Origin of the sequence: Variovorax sp. KBW07 (genome assembly GCF_003852515.1) — a bacterium.
Taxonomy (GTDB): Bacteria; Pseudomonadota; Gammaproteobacteria; order Burkholderiales; family Burkholderiaceae_C; genus Variovorax.
Map to the genome: position 1 here is coordinate 31,241 of NZ_QAJK01000089.1, position 18,669 is coordinate 49,909.

The 18,669-nt window shown below is 67.0% G+C and carries 13 protein-coding genes; 11 read left to right on the forward strand and 2 right to left on the reverse strand.

Annotation, left to right across the window (positions count from 1 at the left end; all coding sequences use genetic code 11):
• The first annotated feature begins 207 nt into the window (after positions 1–207).
• Positions 208–1,305 (forward strand): YhcG family protein, encoded by a 1,098-nt coding sequence (locus tag DBV14_RS18720; protein WP_124460844.1) that lies wholly within the window; start codon positions 208–210, stop codon positions 1,303–1,305.
• Here DBV14_RS18720 and DBV14_RS18725 read toward each other — a convergent pair whose 3' ends face one another.
• On the reverse strand, positions 1,306–4,914 hold the full coding sequence (locus DBV14_RS18725; RefSeq protein WP_124460846.1) for an indolepyruvate ferredoxin oxidoreductase family protein: 3,609 nt from the start codon (positions 4,912–4,914) through the stop codon (positions 1,306–1,308).
• A 179-nt stretch (positions 4,915–5,093) separates the two neighbouring features.
• On the opposite strand from DBV14_RS18725, the gene DBV14_RS18730 reads away from it, so the two are divergent.
• Both DBV14_RS18730 and DBV14_RS18735 read left to right on the forward strand, forming a co-directional pair.
• Positions 5,094–5,570 (forward strand): Lrp/AsnC family transcriptional regulator, encoded by a 477-nt coding sequence (locus tag DBV14_RS18730; RefSeq protein WP_124460848.1) that lies wholly within the window; start codon positions 5,094–5,096, stop codon positions 5,568–5,570.
• Positions 5,571–5,648: 78 nt separating this feature from the next.
• Positions 5,649–6,518, forward strand: coding sequence for a hypothetical protein (locus tag DBV14_RS18735; RefSeq protein WP_124460850.1), 870 nt, complete (start codon positions 5,649–5,651; stop codon positions 6,516–6,518).
• A 9-nt stretch (positions 6,519–6,527) separates the two neighbouring features.
• Here DBV14_RS18735 and DBV14_RS18740 read toward each other — a convergent pair whose 3' ends face one another.
• On the reverse strand, positions 6,528–8,213 hold the full coding sequence (locus DBV14_RS18740; RefSeq protein ID WP_124460852.1) for a M28 family metallopeptidase: 1,686 nt from the start codon (positions 8,211–8,213) through the stop codon (positions 6,528–6,530).
• Positions 8,214–8,406: 193 nt separating this feature from the next.
• Here DBV14_RS18740 and DBV14_RS18745 point away from each other — a divergent pair, with 193 nt between their 5' ends.
• The 8 genes from DBV14_RS18745 (at position 8,407) to DBV14_RS18780 (ending at position 18,491) form a co-directional block, all read left to right on the forward strand.
• Positions 8,407–9,177, forward strand: coding sequence for a basic amino acid ABC transporter substrate-binding protein (locus tag DBV14_RS18745; protein WP_124460854.1), 771 nt, complete (start codon positions 8,407–8,409; stop codon positions 9,175–9,177).
• Between the two features lie 87 nt (positions 9,178–9,264).
• Positions 9,265–10,035: an amino acid ABC transporter permease gene (locus DBV14_RS18750; protein ID WP_124460856.1), complete on the forward strand. Its 771-nt coding sequence runs from the start codon at positions 9,265–9,267 to the stop codon at positions 10,033–10,035.
• A gap of 32 nt (positions 10,036–10,067) precedes the next feature.
• Positions 10,068–11,693, forward strand: a complete 1,626-nt coding sequence (locus tag DBV14_RS18755; RefSeq protein ID WP_124460858.1) for an MFS transporter — start codon at positions 10,068–10,070, stop codon at positions 11,691–11,693.
• A gap of 127 nt (positions 11,694–11,820) precedes the next feature.
• The gene (locus DBV14_RS18760) at positions 11,821–14,436 is read left to right on the forward strand and encodes an autotransporter outer membrane beta-barrel domain-containing protein (protein ID WP_124460859.1); all 2,616 of its coding nucleotides are present in this window, start codon (positions 11,821–11,823) and stop codon (positions 14,434–14,436) included.
• A gap of 174 nt (positions 14,437–14,610) precedes the next feature.
• Positions 14,611–15,432, forward strand: a complete 822-nt coding sequence (locus tag DBV14_RS18765) for a creatininase family protein (protein ID WP_124460861.1) — start codon at positions 14,611–14,613, stop codon at positions 15,430–15,432.
• Between the two features lie 12 nt (positions 15,433–15,444).
• On the forward strand, positions 15,445–16,254 hold the full coding sequence (locus DBV14_RS18770) for an ABC transporter ATP-binding protein (RefSeq protein ID WP_124460863.1): 810 nt from the start codon (positions 15,445–15,447) through the stop codon (positions 16,252–16,254).
• Positions 16,232–17,116 (forward strand): ABC transporter permease, encoded by an 885-nt coding sequence (locus DBV14_RS18775; RefSeq protein ID WP_185546061.1) that lies wholly within the window; start codon positions 16,232–16,234, stop codon positions 17,114–17,116. The genes DBV14_RS18770 and DBV14_RS18775 overlap by 23 nt, the downstream gene beginning before the upstream one ends.
• Positions 17,117–17,120: 4 nt before the next feature.
• On the forward strand, positions 17,121–18,491 hold the full coding sequence (locus DBV14_RS18780; protein ID WP_124460865.1) for an FAD-binding oxidoreductase: 1,371 nt from the start codon (positions 17,121–17,123) through the stop codon (positions 18,489–18,491).
• Positions 18,492–18,669 lie beyond the last annotated feature (178 nt).

The window sequence follows — 18,669 nt, forward strand, 5'->3', positions numbered from 1 at the left end:
GCGCCTCCCGGGGTGCTATCCCGGCGCGACGAGCGGGGCTTTCAGAAGGCTTCCCGGCCTTGCGATTGCTTCTGTTTCGATAGCAAATACTCTACGCACCACGAGCTTTTCCGCTCTTTTTCCGGATTTCCCCGCGTAGCGCTTGAGAGGCGAAGCGACGGCAGCCGGACAATTCCATCCGCTTGACGCGCAAATCAAGGAGCCTCCATGAGCAAGCGCAACAGCTTGACGACAGCCAGCGCCGCACCGGCGCTTCGCAAGGGCACCGATCCCCTGCTGACAGACTTGCGGCAGTTGATCGAGCAGGCCCGGCAAACGGCCGCCGCCGCGGTGAATGCGGGACTGACGCTCATGTACTGGCGCATCGGCCAGCGCATCCGCACCGAAGTGCTGGGCGGCCAGCGCGCCAGCTATGGTGAAGAAATTGTCGCGACGCTGTCACGACAATTGGCCAGCGACTATGGCCGCGGCTTCGAGGAGAAAAACCTCCGGCGCATGGTGCAGTTCGCCGAGGTGTTCCCTTCCGAGGAAATTGTCGTATCGCTGATACGACATTTGAGCTGGACGCACTTCCTGGTGCTGCTGCCGGTCAAGGACCCACTTGCCCGCGAGTTCTATGCACAGATGTGCCAGCTCGAAGGCTGGAGCGTTCGTACCTTGCGGGAGCGCGTCGGCTCGCTGCTCTACGAGCGCACCGCCGTGTCGCGCCAGCCCGACGCGTTGATTCGCCATGAACTCGGCGAGCTGAAAGGCCAGAACCCCACCGAGCCGGCCTTGCTGCTGAAAGACCCGTACGTGCTCGACTTCCTGGGCCTGCAAGACCGGCACCTGGAGAAGGATCTCGAGGACGCCATCCTGCGCGAGCTCGAGAGTTTTTTGCTCGAACTCGGGGCAGGCTTCAGCTTCGTGGCGCGGCAACGGCGCATCCAGCTGGACAACGACGATTTCTACATCGACCTGCTTTTCTACAACCGCAAGCTGCGCCGCCTGGTGGCGATCGAGTTGAAGCTGGGCGAATTCCGCGCCGAGTACAAGGGCCAGATGGAGCTCTACCTGCGCTGGCTGGCGCGCCATGACCAAGAGCCCGGCGACGCGCCGCCACTGGGCATCATTCTTTGTACCGGCAAGAAGCAGGAACAGATCGAACTGCTCGAGCTGAACAAATCAGGCATTCACGTGGCGGAGTACCTCACCGTGCTGCCGCCGCGCGAAGTGTTCGAGCAGAAGATCCACGGCGCCCTGGTGGCCGCCCGGGCCCGGCTGGAAAGCCGGGCCGAAGGCAACGACAAAGGCGAGGCCGGCTGATCAGGCCGCGGCGCGCTGCGCCTGAGGATTGCGCCACTTGCCCAGCAGCTCGTTCCAGCGCGCGCGGGCCGCCACCAGGTTGCGGTCCTTGACGTGGCCGTAGCCGCGGATCTGCTCGGGCAGGCCGGCAATTTCCAGGGCCAGCGCGTGGTTGTCGGCGCGCAGGGCGCCGATCACTTCCTCGATGCTGGCGCGGTACTCGCCGATCAGCGCGCGCTCGGTCTTGCGCTCTTCGGTGCGGCCAAAGATGTCGAGCGCCGTGCCGCGCACGCCCTTCAGCTTGGCGAGCAGCTTGAAGCCCGTGAGCATCCAGGGGCCGAACTTCTGCTTCTGCAGCTGGCCCTTGGCGTTCTTCTTGGCCATGAGCGGCGGCGCGAGGTGGTAGTTGAGCTTGTAGTCGCCCTCGAACATGCCTTCGACGCGGTCAAGGAAAGTCCGGTCGGTGTGCAGGCGCGCGACTTCGTACTCGTCCTTGTAGGCCATCAGCTTGAACAGGTAGCGGGCCACCGTTTCGGTCAGGGCGGTCTTGCCCAGGGCCGATTCGGCCTGCTGCACCTTGCCGACGAACTGCTTGTACTGCTCGGCATAGGCAGCGTTCTGGTAGCCGGTCAGGAATTCGACGCGGCGGGCCACGATGGCCTCGACCGTTTCGCGCTTCTTGAACTCGATGACCTGGCCCGGGCGCACGCGCTTTTGCAGTTCTTCAGGACGCACGGCGGCCTGGCGGCCCCACTCGAAGGCGGTCTTGTTGTTCTCGATGGCCACGGCATTGAGCTCGATGGCGCGCATCAGCGACTCGTGCGCCAGCGGCAGCCAGCCCTTTTGCCAGGCGTAGCCCAGGATCATCGGGTTGACGTAGATGCTGTCGCCCATCAGCGTGGTGGCGGCCGCATCGGCGTCGAAGGTGCCCATGCCGTCGATGCCCACGGCACGCGCAATTTCAGCGGCGCAGGCGTCTTCGGGGTTCTGCCAGTTGGCATTGCGCACGAAGGCGGCGGTGGGCGAGCTGTGGCTGTTGAGCGCCACGTGCGTGCGCCCTTCGCGCATGCGCGCCATGGTTTCGCCGTTGACCGTGACCAGCGGATCGCAGGCCAGGATCAGGTCGGCGGCCGCGGTGCCGACGCGCGTGGTGCGGATGTCGTCCTGCGTGTCGCCGATGAGCACGTGGCTCCAGGTGGCGCCGCCCTTCTGCGCCAGGCCGGCCGCGTCCTGCGTGACGATGCCCTTGGCCTCGATGTGCGCGGCCATGCCCAGCAGCTGGCCGATGGTGATGACGCCGGTGCCACCGACGCCCGCCACCACCACGCCCCAGACCTTGCCACCCGCCAGCGAGGGAATCACGGGCTCGGGCAGCAGGCCAAACTCGGCCGGCGTGGCCGCCTTGTTCTTGCTCTTCTTCTTGAGCTGGCCGCCTTCGACGGTGACGAAGCTCGGGCAGAAGCCCTTCAGGCAGCTCATGTCCTTGTTGCAGCTGCTCTGGTTGATGGTGCGCTTGCGGCCGAATTCGGTTTCCAGCGGTTCCACGGAGAGGCAATTGCTCTGCACGCTGCAGTCGCCGCAGCCTTCGCAGACCAGCTCGTTGATGACCACGCGCTTGGCCGGATCGACGGCGGTGCCCCGCTTGCGGCGGCGGCGCTTTTCGGTGGCGCAGGTCTGGTCGTAGATGATGGCCGTGGTGCCCGGCATGGCGCGGAATTCGCGCTGGATTTCGTCGAGCAGGTCGCGGTGCTTCACCTGCACGTGGTCGCCGGGGATGCTCACGCCTTCGTACTTCTCGGGCTCGTCGGTCACGATGACGACCTTCTTCGTGCCCTCGGCATGCAGGCTCTCGGCAATCTGCAGCACCGAGTGGCCTTCGGGCCGCTCGCCGACCTGCTGGCCGCCGGTCATGGCCACCGCGTCGTTGTAGAGGATCTTGTAGGTGATGTTCACGCCGGCCGCGATGCTCTGGCGAATGGCGAGCAGGCCGCTGTGGAAGTACGTACCGTCGCCCAGGTTCGCGAAGATGTGCTGGTCGGTCGTGAAGGGCTGCTGGCCCACCCATGGCACACCCTCGCCGCCCATCTGCGTGAAGCCGATGGTCGAGCGGTCCATCCAGGTCGCCATGAAGTGGCAGCCGATACCGCCCATGGCGCGCGAGCCTTCGGGCACCACGGTGCTGGTGTTGTGCGGGCAGCCCGAGCAGAACCACGGCTGGCGCGTGGCGTCGGCCACGCTGGTGGACGCCTGCTGCACCACCATCGAACGCTCCTTGGCTTCGAGGATGGCCAGTTGCGCTTCGATGCGGGCCGTCATGTCGGCGCCGGCGGCGGCCAGCAGGCCGGTCTTCTTCAGGCGCGCGGCAATGGCCTTGGCGATCAGGGCCGGGTTCAGGTCAGCGTTGGCGCGCAGCAGCGTGTGGGCGGTGGGGTTGGGCATCGACCATTCGCCGCCGGAGTAGCCGTCGGCGCTGGCGCCTTCGCCTTCGTCGAACTTGCCGACCACGTTGGGCCGCACGTCCGAGCGCCAGTTGTAGAGCTCTTCCTTCAGCTGGTATTCGATGACCTGGCGCTTTTCCTCGACCACCAGAATCTCTTGCAGGCCGGTGGCGAACTCGCGCGTCAGCTGCGCCTCCAGCGGCCACACCACGGCCACCTTGTGCAGGCGAATGCCCAGCTGGCGGCAGGCCGCATCGTCAAGCCCCAGGTCGAGCAGCGCCTGGCGCGTATCGTTGAAGGCCTTGCCGCTGGCCATGATGCCGAAGCGGTCGTTCGGGCCTTCGATCACGTTGTAGTTCAGGCGGTTGGCGCGGATGTACGCCAGCGCGGCATACCACTTGTAGTGCATGAGCCGGGCTTCCTGCTCCAGCGCATGGTCGGGCCAGCGGATGTGCAGGCCGCCGGGCGGCATTTCGAAATCGGTGGGAATGACGATCTCGACGCGCTCGGGGTCGATCATGGCCGTGGCGCTCGACTCGACGATCTCCTGGATCGTCTTCATGCCCGACCACACGCCCGAAAAACGGCTCATGGCAAAGGCGTGAATGCCCAGGTCCAGGATTTCCTGCACGCTGGTCGGAAAGAACACCGGCGTGCCGCAGGCCTTGAAGATGTGGTCGCTCTGGTGCGCGGCGGTGGAGCTCTTGGAAATGTGGTCGTCGCCGGCCACCGCGATCACGCCGCCGAATTCGGTGGTGCCCGCCATGTTGGCGTGCTTGAATACATCGGAGCAGCGGTCCACGCCCGGGCCCTTGCCGTACCAGATGCCGAAGACGCCGTCGAACTTGTTGGTGCCTTGCGGAGAAAAGCCCAGCTGCTGCGTGCCCCACAGCGCGGTGGCCGCCAGCTCTTCGTTCACGCCCGGCTGGAAGACGATGTTCTGTTCCTTCAGGAACTTGCTGGCTTTCCACAGCGCCTGGTCGTAGCCGCCGAGCGGGGAGCCGCGGTAGCCGCTGATGAAACCGGCGGTGTTCTTGCCGGCCTGCTTGTCGCGCAGTTGCTGCAGCATGGGCAGCTTCACCAGGGCCTGGACGCCGCTCATGAATGCGCGGCCGTAGTCGAGGGAGTACTTGTCGTCGAGCGTGACGGTTTCTAGCGCCTTGCGGATGTGCGCGGGCAGCGGGGCATTCATGTTCTCTGTCTCCGTATTGGCAGGGCCTTGTGGGCCTGGCTGATTGGCTGTGGGTCTGTGCCCGGTAGGGCGCGAGCCCATGATCACGCAAAGTGTATGCCGGGGTTCGCGACAGGTGTTTGCGTTCTTTGCCCCGAAAAAGCAGGTTCCAGAAAGATTCTTGCTTAATATCGGCATCCATGGAAAGCATTGACAAGTTCGACCTCGCAATACTGCAAGAACTGCAGGCCGACGGGCGCCTCACCAACGCCGAGCTTGCGCAGCGCGTGGGCCTCTCGGCGGCCCCGTGCTGGCGCCGGGTGCGCGCGCTGGAAGAAGCCGGCTTCATCAAGGGCTACCACGCCGAGATCGACCGCCACAAGATAGGGCTCGGCGTGCTCGCTTTCGTGCGCGTGGACACCGAGCGCGTCACCAACGAGGCCACGCGCAAGCTCGAAGACGCCATCCGCAAGATGCCCGAGGTGGTGGCCTGCCACTACATCAGCGGCACCGGCACCTTCGAGCTGCAGGTGGTGGCGCCGGACCTGAACGGTTTTTCGGCCTTCGCTCGGCAGCACCTCATGAACCTGCCGAACGTGAAAGACCTGCACACCAGCTTCTCGCTGGGCGAGGTGAAGGCCAGCAGCGCGCTGCCGCTGGGCCATCTGGCGAAGTAGCGGCGCGCGGGGCCCCGGTCGGGTTCACCGGTCGGTGTGCGAGCATTCGCCCATCGACGAGACAAAAAAGGGAGCCGCATGAATCTCGAAGCCAGCCTCCGCGCACTGGACCATCTGCAGCAGATCGACCTGCTGACCGCTTCGGAACACGCCGCGGCCACCAGCGACCCCGAACTGGCCAACATCACGCTGCGCACGCCCGGCGAAGCCCTGGGCTGGGTCGTGGCCCGCGAAATCGTTCCGCAGGCGCAGCTCGACGCGTTGCCGGCCCGCGCGCCCGCCGGCCGGGAAAACGAGGCGCAGGTCATCGTCTCGGAAGCCACCGGCCTGATCAGCGGTGACGTCCCGTTGCCGGCCTGGGCGCTGCTCCACATGAACCTGCTGGAGCGCCGCATGCAGGACGGCGTGAGCGCCGCCGCGCTCGACCAGTTGCTGGACCTGCAACTGATCGATGCGGCGCAGCACGCGCACAGCCTCTCGATGCTGCCCACGCACCAGGACGCCTGGGCCGCGCCCGATTCGCTGCCCGCCACGCTCGCCTGGACGGTGCTCCGGTCGGGCGCCCTGAGCAATGAGGAGCTGAAGGCGCTGGCCGGCCGCACGTCGCACCCCGAGATCGTCGCGGACGCCATCGCGCGCATCGACAGCGCAAAGACGGTGACGCACAAGACATCGAGATCGACGACGCTCTCCCTCGATTCGCTGGACTTCACCACCACCACCTTTTCGTCCTCGTCGTCCTCCTCGTCCTCCTCGACGTCTTCCGTGCCGACCGCGTCGTTCAAGCTGCCCTCTTCTTTCGTCTCGAAGACGCAGACGTTCACCTGGACGTCCTCGGAGCCAGATCCGGCACCGGCACCGGCACCGGGTCTCTGGAAGAAGGCGGTCGGCGTCGTCGTGATCGCGCTGATCGCGTTGATCGCGCTCTACGTCTTCTTCGGTCGCTGAGGAAGAAGATCAACGCCGCTCATTGCGGCTCGCCTCTCGCGTGGCGCGGAATTCCGACGCCGCGCCCCACGCCGGCCAGCGCTTGCTGTTGGCCAGCGTCTCGCCCACGCGAAAGAGCAGCGGCAGGTCGTGCGCCATGCCGGTGAAGGACCAGTCGGCGCGCCACTCGTCGGCCGGCTGGTGGTAGCGCTCGGCGGTGTAGGCCTTGCTGGCCGCTTCGCCGGCCGCGAGGCCGCCTTCCACCCAGTCGTTGCCCGAAGCGAAAGACAGCGCCGGCACGCCGCGCTTGGCGAACGAGAAATGGTCGGAGCGGAAGAAGTAGCCGGCCTCTGGGTGCGGGTCGGGCGCGTAGGCCAGGCCGAAGCCCCTGGCCTGTTCGACCAGCAGGTCCTGCAACTGCGAAGCCGCGCTGCCCGAGGTGCTGAAGTTGCGCGCCGGGCCTTCGGGGCTGAGCGCGTCCATGTTGATCACCGCCACGGTCTTCGCCAGCGGATACAGCGGTTTGGCGCCGTAGTACTCGGAGCCCAGCAGGCCGCGTTCCTCGGCCGTCACGGCCAGGAAGACGACGGAGCGCTCGGGCCTTTTCGGCGCGCTCGCAAAGGCACGCCCCATCTCGATCAGCGCGGCCAGGCCAGTGCCGTTGTCGACCGCGCCGTTGTAGATCCTGTCGCCCTTGGCATCGGGCGCGCCCACGCCCAGGTGGTCCCAGTGGGCGCTGTAGATCACGGTTTCGCCGGGGCGCTTGCGGCCCTCGACACGGCCGACCACGTTCTTCGAGACGATCACCTGCCGGTCGATCGCGTACTCGGCCGAGAGGCTCGCGTCCTTCAGCAGCTGGGGCTGGAACTCGCGCGTTTGCGCCAGCTTTTTCTGCGCCTCGAAGTCCAGGCCCGCGCGGCGCAGCAGCTCGACCGCCACGTCGCGCTGGACCCAGCCTTCCAGCTTCGGATGCACGGCCGCCGGGTTGTCGCGCTCGATGTCGAGCATGGTCGCGGTGTTCGAATTCTTGACCGTGGCCCAGCCATAGGCGGCCGGCGCGGTCTCGTGAACGATCAGCACGCCCAATGCGCCACGGCGCGCGGCCTCTTCGAACTTGTAGGTCCAGCGGCCGTAGTAGGTCATGGCCTTGCCGCCGAAGTCGCCACTGACGCCCTCTCCTGTCTCGAAGTCAGGGTCGTTGACCAGCACGATGGCGATCTTGCCCTTCAGGTCGACGCCCTTGTAGTCGTCCCAGCGGCGCTCGGGCGCGCTCACGCCGTAGCCCACGAAGACCAGCGGCGCCTGCTGGATTGCCACCGAGGTGGAACCGTCGAGCGCGGCGCGCACCGCGATCTGCTCGCCCTGCACCAGCGCGTCGCGCTGCGAGCCGACCTGCAGCGCGAACTGCGGCGTGCCGCGGAATTCGGTCTTCACCAGCGGCACCGACTGCGTCCAGCCGCGCTTGCCGCCTTCGAGGTCGCCGCCAGGCACGAGCCCCGCGGCCTTGAACTGCGCCACGAGGTAATCGACCGTCTTGGCCTCCGCCGGCGTGGCCGGCGCGCGGCCTTCGAAGTCGTCGCCGGAGATGGTCTTCACGATCTGCGACAGCCGCTGCGGATCGAAGCGGGGCGCCGGGTCGGCCGCCAGCGCGCCAGTGGCGCCCCATGCGAGGCCGAGGCCGCAAAGAAGAGAAGAAAGCGCGGGCCGCTGGGTCATGCAAGGCTCCTGGAAGGGAATGCTCCGCATCGTAGTCAGCACGCCAGGTGCCGCCGCGCGATGCCCCCGGTTTCGCCCGGAGAACCTTAGTTAGCTCGCGTGCCGGGACAGGCCCGCCAGGGTAGGCCGATAGCGTCAGCCTAAAATCCTCGCCCACCACCTGCCGCCATTTGCGGAAAAAAGAGGACTCCGAATGAACCCCATCCGCCGCGCCCTGGCTCTTGGCCTTGGCCTCGCAGCTGCCACGCTCGCCTTCGGTGCCCAGGCCCAAGCCCAGAATCGAGAACTGACCGTGGCCTCGAGCGCCACCTACGCGCCCTTCGCCTTCGAGAACAAGGACAAGCAGATCGTCGGCTTCGACATCGACATCATCAATGCCATCGCCAAGCAGCAGGGCCTGAAGATCAAGATCGTCAACACGCCCTTCACCGGCATCTTCGGCGCGCTGAACAACGGCGACGTCGATCTGGTGATCTCTGGCGTGACCATCAACGAGAAGCGCAAGCAGAGCTACGACTTCACGCCGCCCTACTTCGCGGCCCGCCAGCTGATCGCGCTGCCGAAGAACAGCAAGGTGGCCTCGCTGAAAGACCTGGCCGGCAAGAAGATCGCCGTGGTCAGCGCCTCCACGGCCGACGACATCGCCTCGCGCGAGTTCGGCAAGACCAACCCCGACATCCGCCGCTTCGAGAGCACGCCGCTCATCATTTCCGAGCTGGCCGGCGGGGGTGTCGATGCCGCCATGGGCGACAACGGCGTCATTGCCTACCGCGTGGCGCAGCACGCCGACCTGAAGACGCTGGACGACAAGTCGTTCCCCGAAGAGGGCTTCGGCATCGTCGTGAAGAAGGGCGACAAGGCCCTGCTCGACAAGCTCAGCGCCGGCCTGGCCGCGATTCGCGCCGACGGCAGCTACGTGACGATCTACAAGAAGTGGTTCAACAAGGACCCGAACGTGCGCTGAGCCGCACGACACCTGTGACCCGATCACGGCCGCCACCATGCGGCCGTTTGTTTTTTTGAGTTTGATGCGATGAAGCGGAGGCAATAGATGGAACAACCAATCCTGCTGTTCGGATGGTTCCGATGGGACATCCTGGTCGAATACAAGGACCTGTTCTGGCAAGGCGCATGGATGACCCTGCGCATGACGGTGGTCTGCGTGCTGCTGGGTTCGAGCTGGGGCCTGTGCCTGGCGCTCGCCCGGCTGGCGCAGCCGCGCCATGCGCCGTGGACCTGGGTCGCGCGCTTCTTCCTGCGCTGGCCGGCCACGGTGTACGTGAGCTTCTTCCGGGGCACGCCGCTGTTCGTGCAGATCTTGCTGATCCACTTCGCGGTGATGCCGGTGTTCATCCATCCGACCTCCGGCCTCCTCATCGACGGCGAACTCGCGCGCACGCTCAAGCAGGAGCACGGTGCGCTCATCTCGGGCGTGGTGGCGCTCACGCTCAACTCGGCGGCGTACATCTCGGAGGTGTTCCGCGCCGGCATCCAGTCGATCTCGCGCGGGCAGTTCGATGCCGGCCGCTCGATCGGTTTCTCGCCCGCGCAGGTGATGCGCTACGTGGTGCTGCCGCAGGCCTTCCGCCGCATGCTGCCGCCGCTGGGCAACAACGCCATCGCGCTGCTGAAAGACACCTCGCTGGTGTCCGCCATCGGCCTGGCCGAGCTGGCCTATGCGGCGCGCACCGTGGCCGGCGCCTATGCGCGCTACTGGGAACCGTACCTTGCGATCTCGGTCATCTACTGGGTCATGACGCTGGTGCTGACGACGATGCTGCGCAGGCTCGAACACCGCCTGGCACGCAGCGACCGGGGCTGAGCGGCGCGCAGGCCGCGCCACAATAGCGCCACATGCCACCCATATCCCCCGAAGAGACACCGATTCCGCCCGCTCGGCCGCAGCCCTCGAAGTTCGCGGCCCTCGAGCCCCTGAAGCTCCCCGTGTTCCGCATGCTGTGGAGCACCTGGCTCATCGCCAACATCTGCATGTGGATGAACGATGTGGCTGCGGCGTGGATGATGACCTCGCTGACCACCTCGCCGATCTGGGTCGCGCTGGTGCAGTCGGCCTCCACCCTGCCGGTGTTCCTGCTCGGCCTGCCCAGCGGCGCGCTGGCCGACATCCTCGACCGGCGGCGCTGGCTCATGGCCACGCAGTTCTGGCTGGCCGGCACGGCCATCGTGCTGTGCGCGGCGCTGGCGCTCGACCTGATGACCGCGCCGCTGCTGCTGGCGCTCACCTTTGCCAACGGCATCGGGCTGGCGCTGCGCTGGCCGGTGTTCTCGGCCATCGTGCCCGAGCTGGTGCCGCGCACGCAGCTGCCGGCGGCGCTTGGCCTGAACGGCATCGCCATGAACGCCTCGCGCATCGTCGGGCCGCTCACGGCCGGCGTGCTGATCGCCAGCGCGGGCACCGTGTGGGTGTTCGCGCTGAACGCGGTGCTGTCGGTGGCTTCGGGCTTCGTGGTGCTGCGCTGGCGGCGCGCGCACACGCCCAATCCGCTGGGCCGCGAAAAGCTCATCAGCGCAATGCGCGTGGGCGTGCAGTTCGTGCGGCAGTCGCAGCGCATGCGCGCGGTGCTGGTGCGCGTGTCGATCTTCTTCTTTCACTCGACCGCGCTGCTGGCGCTGCTGCCGCTGCTGGCGCGCAACCTGAAGGGCGGCGACGCCGGCACCTTCACGCTGCTGCTGGCGGCCATGGGGTCGGGCGCGATCGTCGCGGTGCTGTTCCTGCCGCGGCTGCGCCAGGCACTGGGGCGCGACCAGCTGGTGCTGCGCGGCACGCTGCTGCAGTCGGGCGCCACGGCGGTGATGGCCTTCGCGCCCAACGCATGGGTCGCGGTGCCGGCGATGTTCTTCGGCGGCATGGCGTGGATCACCGTGGCCAACTCGCTCTCGGTGTCGGCCCAGCTCGCACTGCCCGACTGGGTGCGCGCGCGCGGCATGTCGATGTACCAGATGGCCATCATGGGCGCGAGCGCCATCGGCGCGGCGCTGTGGGGCCAGGTGGCGACGGTCACGACGCTGCAGCTGAGCCTGGTCATCGGCGCCATCAGCGGCACGCTGGTGATGCTCCTGGCCTTGCGCTGGGTGACCGACGTGAGCGGCGAAGACGACACCAGCCCCGCCGAAGCCGGCTGGGCCGCCGGCCCGCCGGCCGAGGCGCCGCAGGAAGAAGGCCGCGTGGTGATCACGGTCGAGTACCTGATCGACCCGGCCCGCGCCGCGGCCTTCCACATCGTCATGCAGCAGACCCGCCGCGCGCGACTGAGCCAGGGCGCCGTCGGCTGGGAGCTGCTGCACGACATCGCGCAGCCGGCCCGCTACGTCGAGGAGATCGTCGACGATTCGTGGACCGACCACCTGCGCCGCTTCAACCGCGCCACCGCCTCCGACATGGCGCTGCGCGAGCGGCGGCTGGCATTCCACCTGGGCGAGTCGCCACCGGTGGTCACGCGCTACGTGGTGCGGCGCTGAGGCTTCGGGGCGTCTCGCAGGAGCAACAGAGCAACGGGACTCTGATTGTTTCTTGATTGTGAATCGTGCCAAATGGCCGGGCATCCCCCGGTCCCAGGGCCGACACAAGAAGCAATAAGGAGCACGCATGCACATCGAGCGACCGCATCGATTTCCGCGCCACATCCCGGTTCTTCCTCTTGTTTCATCCCTCGCGGCCGTGCTTGCCGCACTGGCCGGCGGCGGTGCACACGCGGCCTGCGGCCCCACCGTTACGCCCGGCACCGGCGACACGGTGGTCTGCGACGGCACCAACACCGGCTCGCCCAGCGTGATCGCGGTGCCGGGCAGCACCGGTGTCAGCATCACGGTGAACAACGGCGCCACGCTGAGCACCAACGCCACCCAGGCCCTGCTGGTGCAAGACAGCAGCAGCATCACCAACAACGGGACGATCACGATGTCGGGCGGTGGCGGCGGTGGGCGCGGCGCGATGGTTTCCACGGGCAACGACAACACGCAGACCAACAACGGCACCATCAGCACCACGAGCGTGGGCACCGTGGGCATGCTGGTGACGTCGAACAGCAGCACCCGCACGCTGCTCACGAATACCGGCAGCATCACCACCACGGGCGGCCGCTCGCACGGCATTTCCACGCTGGGGCCGGGCAATACGGTCGTCAACAGCGGCACGATCGATGTCAGCGGTACCGCGAGCAAGGGCGTCTACCTGCAGGGCGGCAACGGTGTCGCCAATCTGCTGATCAACACCGGCGCCATCCGCGCCACGGGCGCCAACACCTCGGCCACGGGCGGCTTCGCGAGTGCGGTGCATGTGAACACGCTGAGCGCGAGCTTCTTCTCGCAGGTCGAGAACCGGGCCGGCGGCCTGCTCTCCAGCGCCAATGACTACGGCTATCGCGGACAGAACGGCAACGACACGCTGATCAATGCCGGCTCCATCGAAGGGAATGGCGGCACCGGCAACGACGGCGCAATCCTGATGGGCGGTGGCGGCACCGGCACGCTGATCCTGCAGACCGGCTCGGTCATCAAGGGCGCGGCCGACGGCGGCGACGCGAGCAGCGACACCTTCCTCGAAGGCAACGGCACCGTCGACAACGCCTTTCGCAATTTCCAGAACCTCACGATGCGCGGCACCGCGTGGTCGTGGAAGACCGATGCGAGCTTCTCGAACTCGATCCGCATCGAGTCGGGCCGCTTCGACCTGCCCGCGACGCTGACCAGCCCCAGCATCGCCGTACTCCCCGGCGCCACGGTCGCGGGCACCGGCACCTTCGCGGGCAACGTGACCCACCAGGGCACGCTGCTGCCCGGCCCCAACGACGGCGTGAACTTCGGCGCCTTCACGGTGCGCGGCAACTACTTCGGCGGCAGCGGCGCGCTGGTGCAGGTCAACACCGTGCTGGCCGGCGACAACGCGCCGTCGGACAAGCTGGTGATCGACGGCGGCGCGGCCTCGGGCGCCACCGGCCTGCGGGTGCTCAACCGCGGGGGGCTGGGCGCGCCCACGCTGGCCGACGGCATCCTGGTGGTGCAGGCCGTGAACGGCGGCACCACCGCCGCCAATGCCTTCTCGCTGACGCAGGCCGTCGAGGCCGGGGCCTACAACTACCGCCTGTTCCGCGGCGGCGCGGCCGGCAACAACCCGAACAACTGGTACTTGCGCAACAACGGCTACGTGGTCGGCGGCAACGTGGTGGGCTCGGTGACCGAGGCCCTCGAATTCATAGAGACACATCCGCCCGCACCCGGCACGCCGGCCATGGAGATCGAGGCCGTCAAGCTGTACCGCCCCGAAGTGGCGCTCTACAGTGCCATGCCGCTGGTGGTGCGCCGCCTGGGGCTGGCGCAGCTCGGCAGCTTCCATGACCGGCAGGGCGACCAGCAACTTCTGGCCGGCGACGAAGGCGCGCAGGCCTCGTGGGGCCGCGTGTTCGGCGAAAGCACGCGGCAGCGGCTGCGCGGCGACGCCGACCCGCAGTTCGATGGCCGCATCTCCGGCCTGCAGCTCGGCCACGACTTTTTGATTGCCACCGACGGCTCGGGCGGTCGCAACCGCGTCGGCGTGCTCGGCGGCTACACCCGCGCCAGCGGCGACACCAGCGGCGTGGCGGGCGGAGGCACCAACGCCGCCACCGGCCGCCTGAGCATCGAGGGCTACAGCCTCGGCGCCTACTGGACGCGGGTTGCCAGCACCGGCTGGTACAGCGACGCCGTGCTGCTGGCCAGCCGCTACAAGGCCGACGCGCGCTCCACGCTCGGGCGCGGCGGCACACCGCACGGCAACAGCGTGACCGCATCGCTCGAGGCCGGCTACCCGCTGGCACTGAGCGACAGCGTGACGCTGCAGCCGCAGGTGCAGCTGATCTGGCAGCGCAGCAACTTCGACGATTTCGACGACGGCATCTCCGCCGTGCGCTTCCAGCGCGACAACGCCGTGACGGGACGCCTGGGCGCACGGCTCGAAGGCAACTTCAGCGCTGGCGGCGGCACCTGGAAGCCTTACCTGAAGGCCAATCTCTGGCACACCTTCAGTGGCAGCAACGCCATCTACTTCGGTCCCACCGACCAGGTCGTGAACCGCCGCAATGCAGGCGCGCTCGAAGTCGGCGCCGGCATCGTGGGGCAGGTGAACAAGGTGCTGGCGGTGTACGGCGGGCTGGCCTACACCAGTGCCATCGGCCGCACCGAGCAGACCAGCGTGCAGGGGCAACTGGGCATGCGCCTGCGCTGGTAGCACTGCGGGGGGCAGTCCGGCACGGCGTGGCCCCGCGGGTGTTTTGACCAACTGCATCGGTTTGCTGGCACAGCACTTGCATACGCTTGGTCAAGGGTATCCACCCATGTCTAACTTTTTCTGACCAGATGGATAATTTAGACTACCCAACCCGCCGTCAAGAGGTTTGCCACGATGAATCCGCCCCTGTTGCGCAGCCGTTTCTGGTCTGACCTGACCAGCGAAGAGTTCTCCCGTCTCGACCGCGAACGGCTCATCGCCGTGCTGCCGGTGGGTGCCACCGAACAGCACGGGCCGCACCTGCCGATGTCGACCGACACGGCCACCATCGACGGCATGGTGCAAGCCACGCTGCCTTACCTGCCCGACGACCTGCCGGTGCTCTTCCTGCCCACCGTGCCCTACGGCAAGAGCAACGAGCACTCGCGCTACCCGGGCACGCTCACCGTGTCGGCCAACACGCTGATCTCGCTGTGGAAAGACATCGGCGCATGCGTTGCAAAAGCAGGCGTGCGCAAACTGGTGCTCTACAACAGCCACGGCGGCCAGATGAGCGTGATGGACATCGTGGCGCGCGACCTGCGCGAAGAGCACGACATGATGGTCGTCGCCGCCAACTGGTACACCCTGGGCCTGCCCGAAGGCCTGTTCACCGCGCACGAAGGCAAGCACGGCATTCATGCCGGCGACCTCGAAAGCTCGGTCATGCTGCACCTGACGCCCGATTACGTGCGCAAAGACCAGTTCCAGAACTTCGGCTCCATGACCGAGCAGCTGGCCGCCGAAAACAAGTTCCTCTCGATCACGCCCAGCGGCAAGCTCGGCTGGCAGATGCACGACATCAACCCCGCGGGCGCCGCCGGCGACGCCACGCGCGCCACCGCCGAAAAGGGCGCGGCGGTGCTCGACCACGTGGGCCGCCGTTTTGTCGAGCTGCTGCAAGAGGTCGACCGCTTCCCGCTCTCCCGCCTGTCCAACGTACCCGCCTGGCGCTAGGCCCGAATCTCCATGGAAAGCACCACGCCATCCACGCCGCCGCTGGTCAGCCTGCGCAACGTCAGCAAGCGTTTCGCCAACGGCACGCTTGCCCTGCAGGGCATGACGCTCGACATCGGCGAGCACGACTTCGTCAGCTTCCTGGGCCCCTCGGGCTGCGGCAAGAGCACCGCGCTGCGGTTGATCGCCGGGCTCACCCGGCTCAGCTCGGGCGAAATGAAATGGTCGGGCGCCAACACCGGCGTCGCCAAGAACAGCAAGAGCGACCGCGACCTGGGCTTCGTGTTCCAGGAGCCCACGCTCATGCCCTGGACCAAGGTGTTCGACAACGTCTGGCTGCCGCTCAAGCTCGCGGGCATGAGCCGCGACGAAGCCGCGCCGGTGGTGCAGCAGGTGCTGGAGCTGGTCGGCCTCTCGCGCTTTGCCGATGTGTACCCGCGTGAGCTGTCGGGCGGCATGAAGATGCGCGTGTCGATTGCGCGCGCGCTGGTCACGCACCCGCGCCTGCTGCTGATGGACGAGCCCTTTGCCGCGCTCGACGAAATGACGCGCATCAAGCTCAACAACGACCTGCTGGCCATCTGGCGCGAGCATCGCTTCTCGATCGTCTTCGTCACGCACAGCGTGTATGAATCGGTGTACCTGTCGAACCGCATCGTCGTGATGGCGGCACGGCCCGGCCGGGTGATCGACGAGATCGCCATCGACGAGCCCTATCCGCGCGGCGAAGAATTCCGCACATCGAGCCGCTACAACGCACATTGCACCGCGGTGTCCCAATCCCTGCACGGAGCACTCCATGGCCTCGACGTCGACCATTGAACCCGCGATGCCCATGGACGCCACCGAAGCCACGCCGTCCGCCGACATGCTGCGCGCGCACGAAGACAAGCTGCGCCGGCGCGAGTCGATGCTGCGCATCGTCGTGCCGGTGGTCATCGTCTCGGCGCTGCTGCTGGTGTGGGAGTGGATGGTTCGCGCCAACAACATTCCGCACTACATCCTGCCCGCGCCCTCACTGATCTTGCGCACGCTGTTCGACAACTGGGATTCGCTGTCGAGCGCGCTGTGGTTCACGGTCAAGCTCACGCTGCTGGCACTGCTCGCGGCCATCGTCGGCGGCGTGCTGCTGGCGATTGCGTTCGCGCTGTTCAAGTGGGTCGAGATCGGGCTGTTCCCTATCGCCGTCATCCTGCAGGTGACGCCCATCATCGCGATCGCGCCGCTCATCTTGATCTACGTGTCGAGCACCACCGCAGCGCTGCTGCTGTGCGCATGGATCGTGGCCTTCTTCCCGATCCTGTCGAACACCGTCATCGGCCTGAAGAGCGCCGACAGCAACCTGCGCGACCTGTTCCAGCTGTACAAGGCCTCGCCCTGGCAGACCTTCCGCTACCTGCTCGCGCCCAGTGCGCTGCCGTACTTCATGGCGGGCCTGAAGATCGCGGGCGGCCTGAGCCTCATCGGCGCGGTGGTGGCCGAGTTCACGGCCGGCACCGCGGGCAAGGAAACCGGCCTGGCCTCGCGCATTCTCGAGTCGAGCTTTCGCACCGAGATCCCGATGATGTTCGCGGCGCTGCTGCTGGTGTCCCTGCTCGGCATCGTGATCTTCATCGTGTTCGCGGCGCTGTCGCGCCTGGTGCTCGGCCACTGGCACGAAAGCGAAATGCGCCGTGAACGCTAGGGCCATGCAGCACACCACCACCATCGACTGGGACGCCGTGCGGGAAGACCTGCGCGGCCTGAACGTGATCACCGCGCCCAACCAGCGCAAGCAGCTGTCGAAAGACTTCTACTGGTACAGCCCGATCCTCACCGCACAGCTCGCGGGCTGCGTGGCCGACCTCGTGGTCAAGGTCAGCACCGAGGACGACGTGCGCCAGGCAGCCGCCGTGGCCGCGAAGTGGAAGCTGCCGCTGACCGTGCGCGCCGGCGGCACCGGCAACTACGGCCAGTGCGTGCCGCTCGAAGGCGGCCTGGTGCTCGACGTGACGCAGATGTGCCGCGTGCTCGACATCGGCGAAGGCCGCATGCGCGTCGAGGCCGGTGCGCGCATGCACGACATCGACCTGGCCGCGCGCGAAACGGGGCAGGCGCTGCGCATGTGGCCATCGACCTGGCACGTGGCCAGCATCGGCGGCTTCATCGCGGGCGGCTTCGGCGGCATCGGCTCGTTCCGCCACGGCATCCTGCGCGACCCCGGCAACCTGCTGCGCGCACGCGTGATGACGGTCGAGCGCGAGCCGCAGGTCATCGAGCTGCAGGGCGACGAGATCCAGCAGGTGCACCACGCCTACGGCACCAACGGCGTGATCCTCGACGTCGAGGTGGCCCTGAGCCCCGCCGTCGAATGGGTGCACTGCACGGTGCTGTTCGACACCTACCGCGGCGCGCTCGACTTCGGCATTGCGGCGCAAGCGCCGACGCTCGACATCTTCCTGCTGTCGACGGTCGAAGCCCGCTTCTCGCCCTACTACACGGCCATGCGCGACCGTTTTCCGATCGACCGGCACGCGGTGTTCACCATGGTGTCGCCCGATTCGATGGCCGACTTCCGTGCGCTCGCACAGGCGCACGGCGGCACGATTTCCGTGGCGGGCACCGAGGCCGAGTTGCTGGCCGATGGCCTGCCACCCGCGTACGAGTGCGCGTTCAATCACACGACGCTGCAGGCACTGAAGGCCGACCGCGGCTGGACGTACCTGCAGGTGGCGTACGCGCAGCCGTTCGACCCCTCGGTGGTGGAGCGCCACATGCGGATATTCGGCGACGACGTGTTGCAGCACCAGGATTTCGCGCGCGCCAATGGCGAGTGCGGCACGTTCGGCATCCTGCTGGTGCGCTGGAAGGGCGAAGCGCACCAATACGAACTGATCCGCGAGATCGAGTCTGAAGGCGGCTGCAAAATCTTCAACCCGCACGTGGTAACGATCGAAGACGGCGGCATGAAGACCATCGACACGCAGCAGATCGACTTCAAGAAGCGCAGCGATCCGATGGGGTTGATGAACCCCGGCAAGACGCGCGGCTGGCATGCCGACATGGCCATCGAGCGCTGAGATGACTGCTTCTTCTTTTCGTCATGTTCTGCGTTCTGGGCGCTGTCGTTCAGGGCGCGCTCACGCCGGCGGTGTGCTCTACGCAGCGAAATAAAGGAGGAGCGAAGCGGGGGACATTCGCGGAGCAGAGCACACCGTCGGCGTGAGCGTCGCCCTGAATGAACTGAACGACACGACA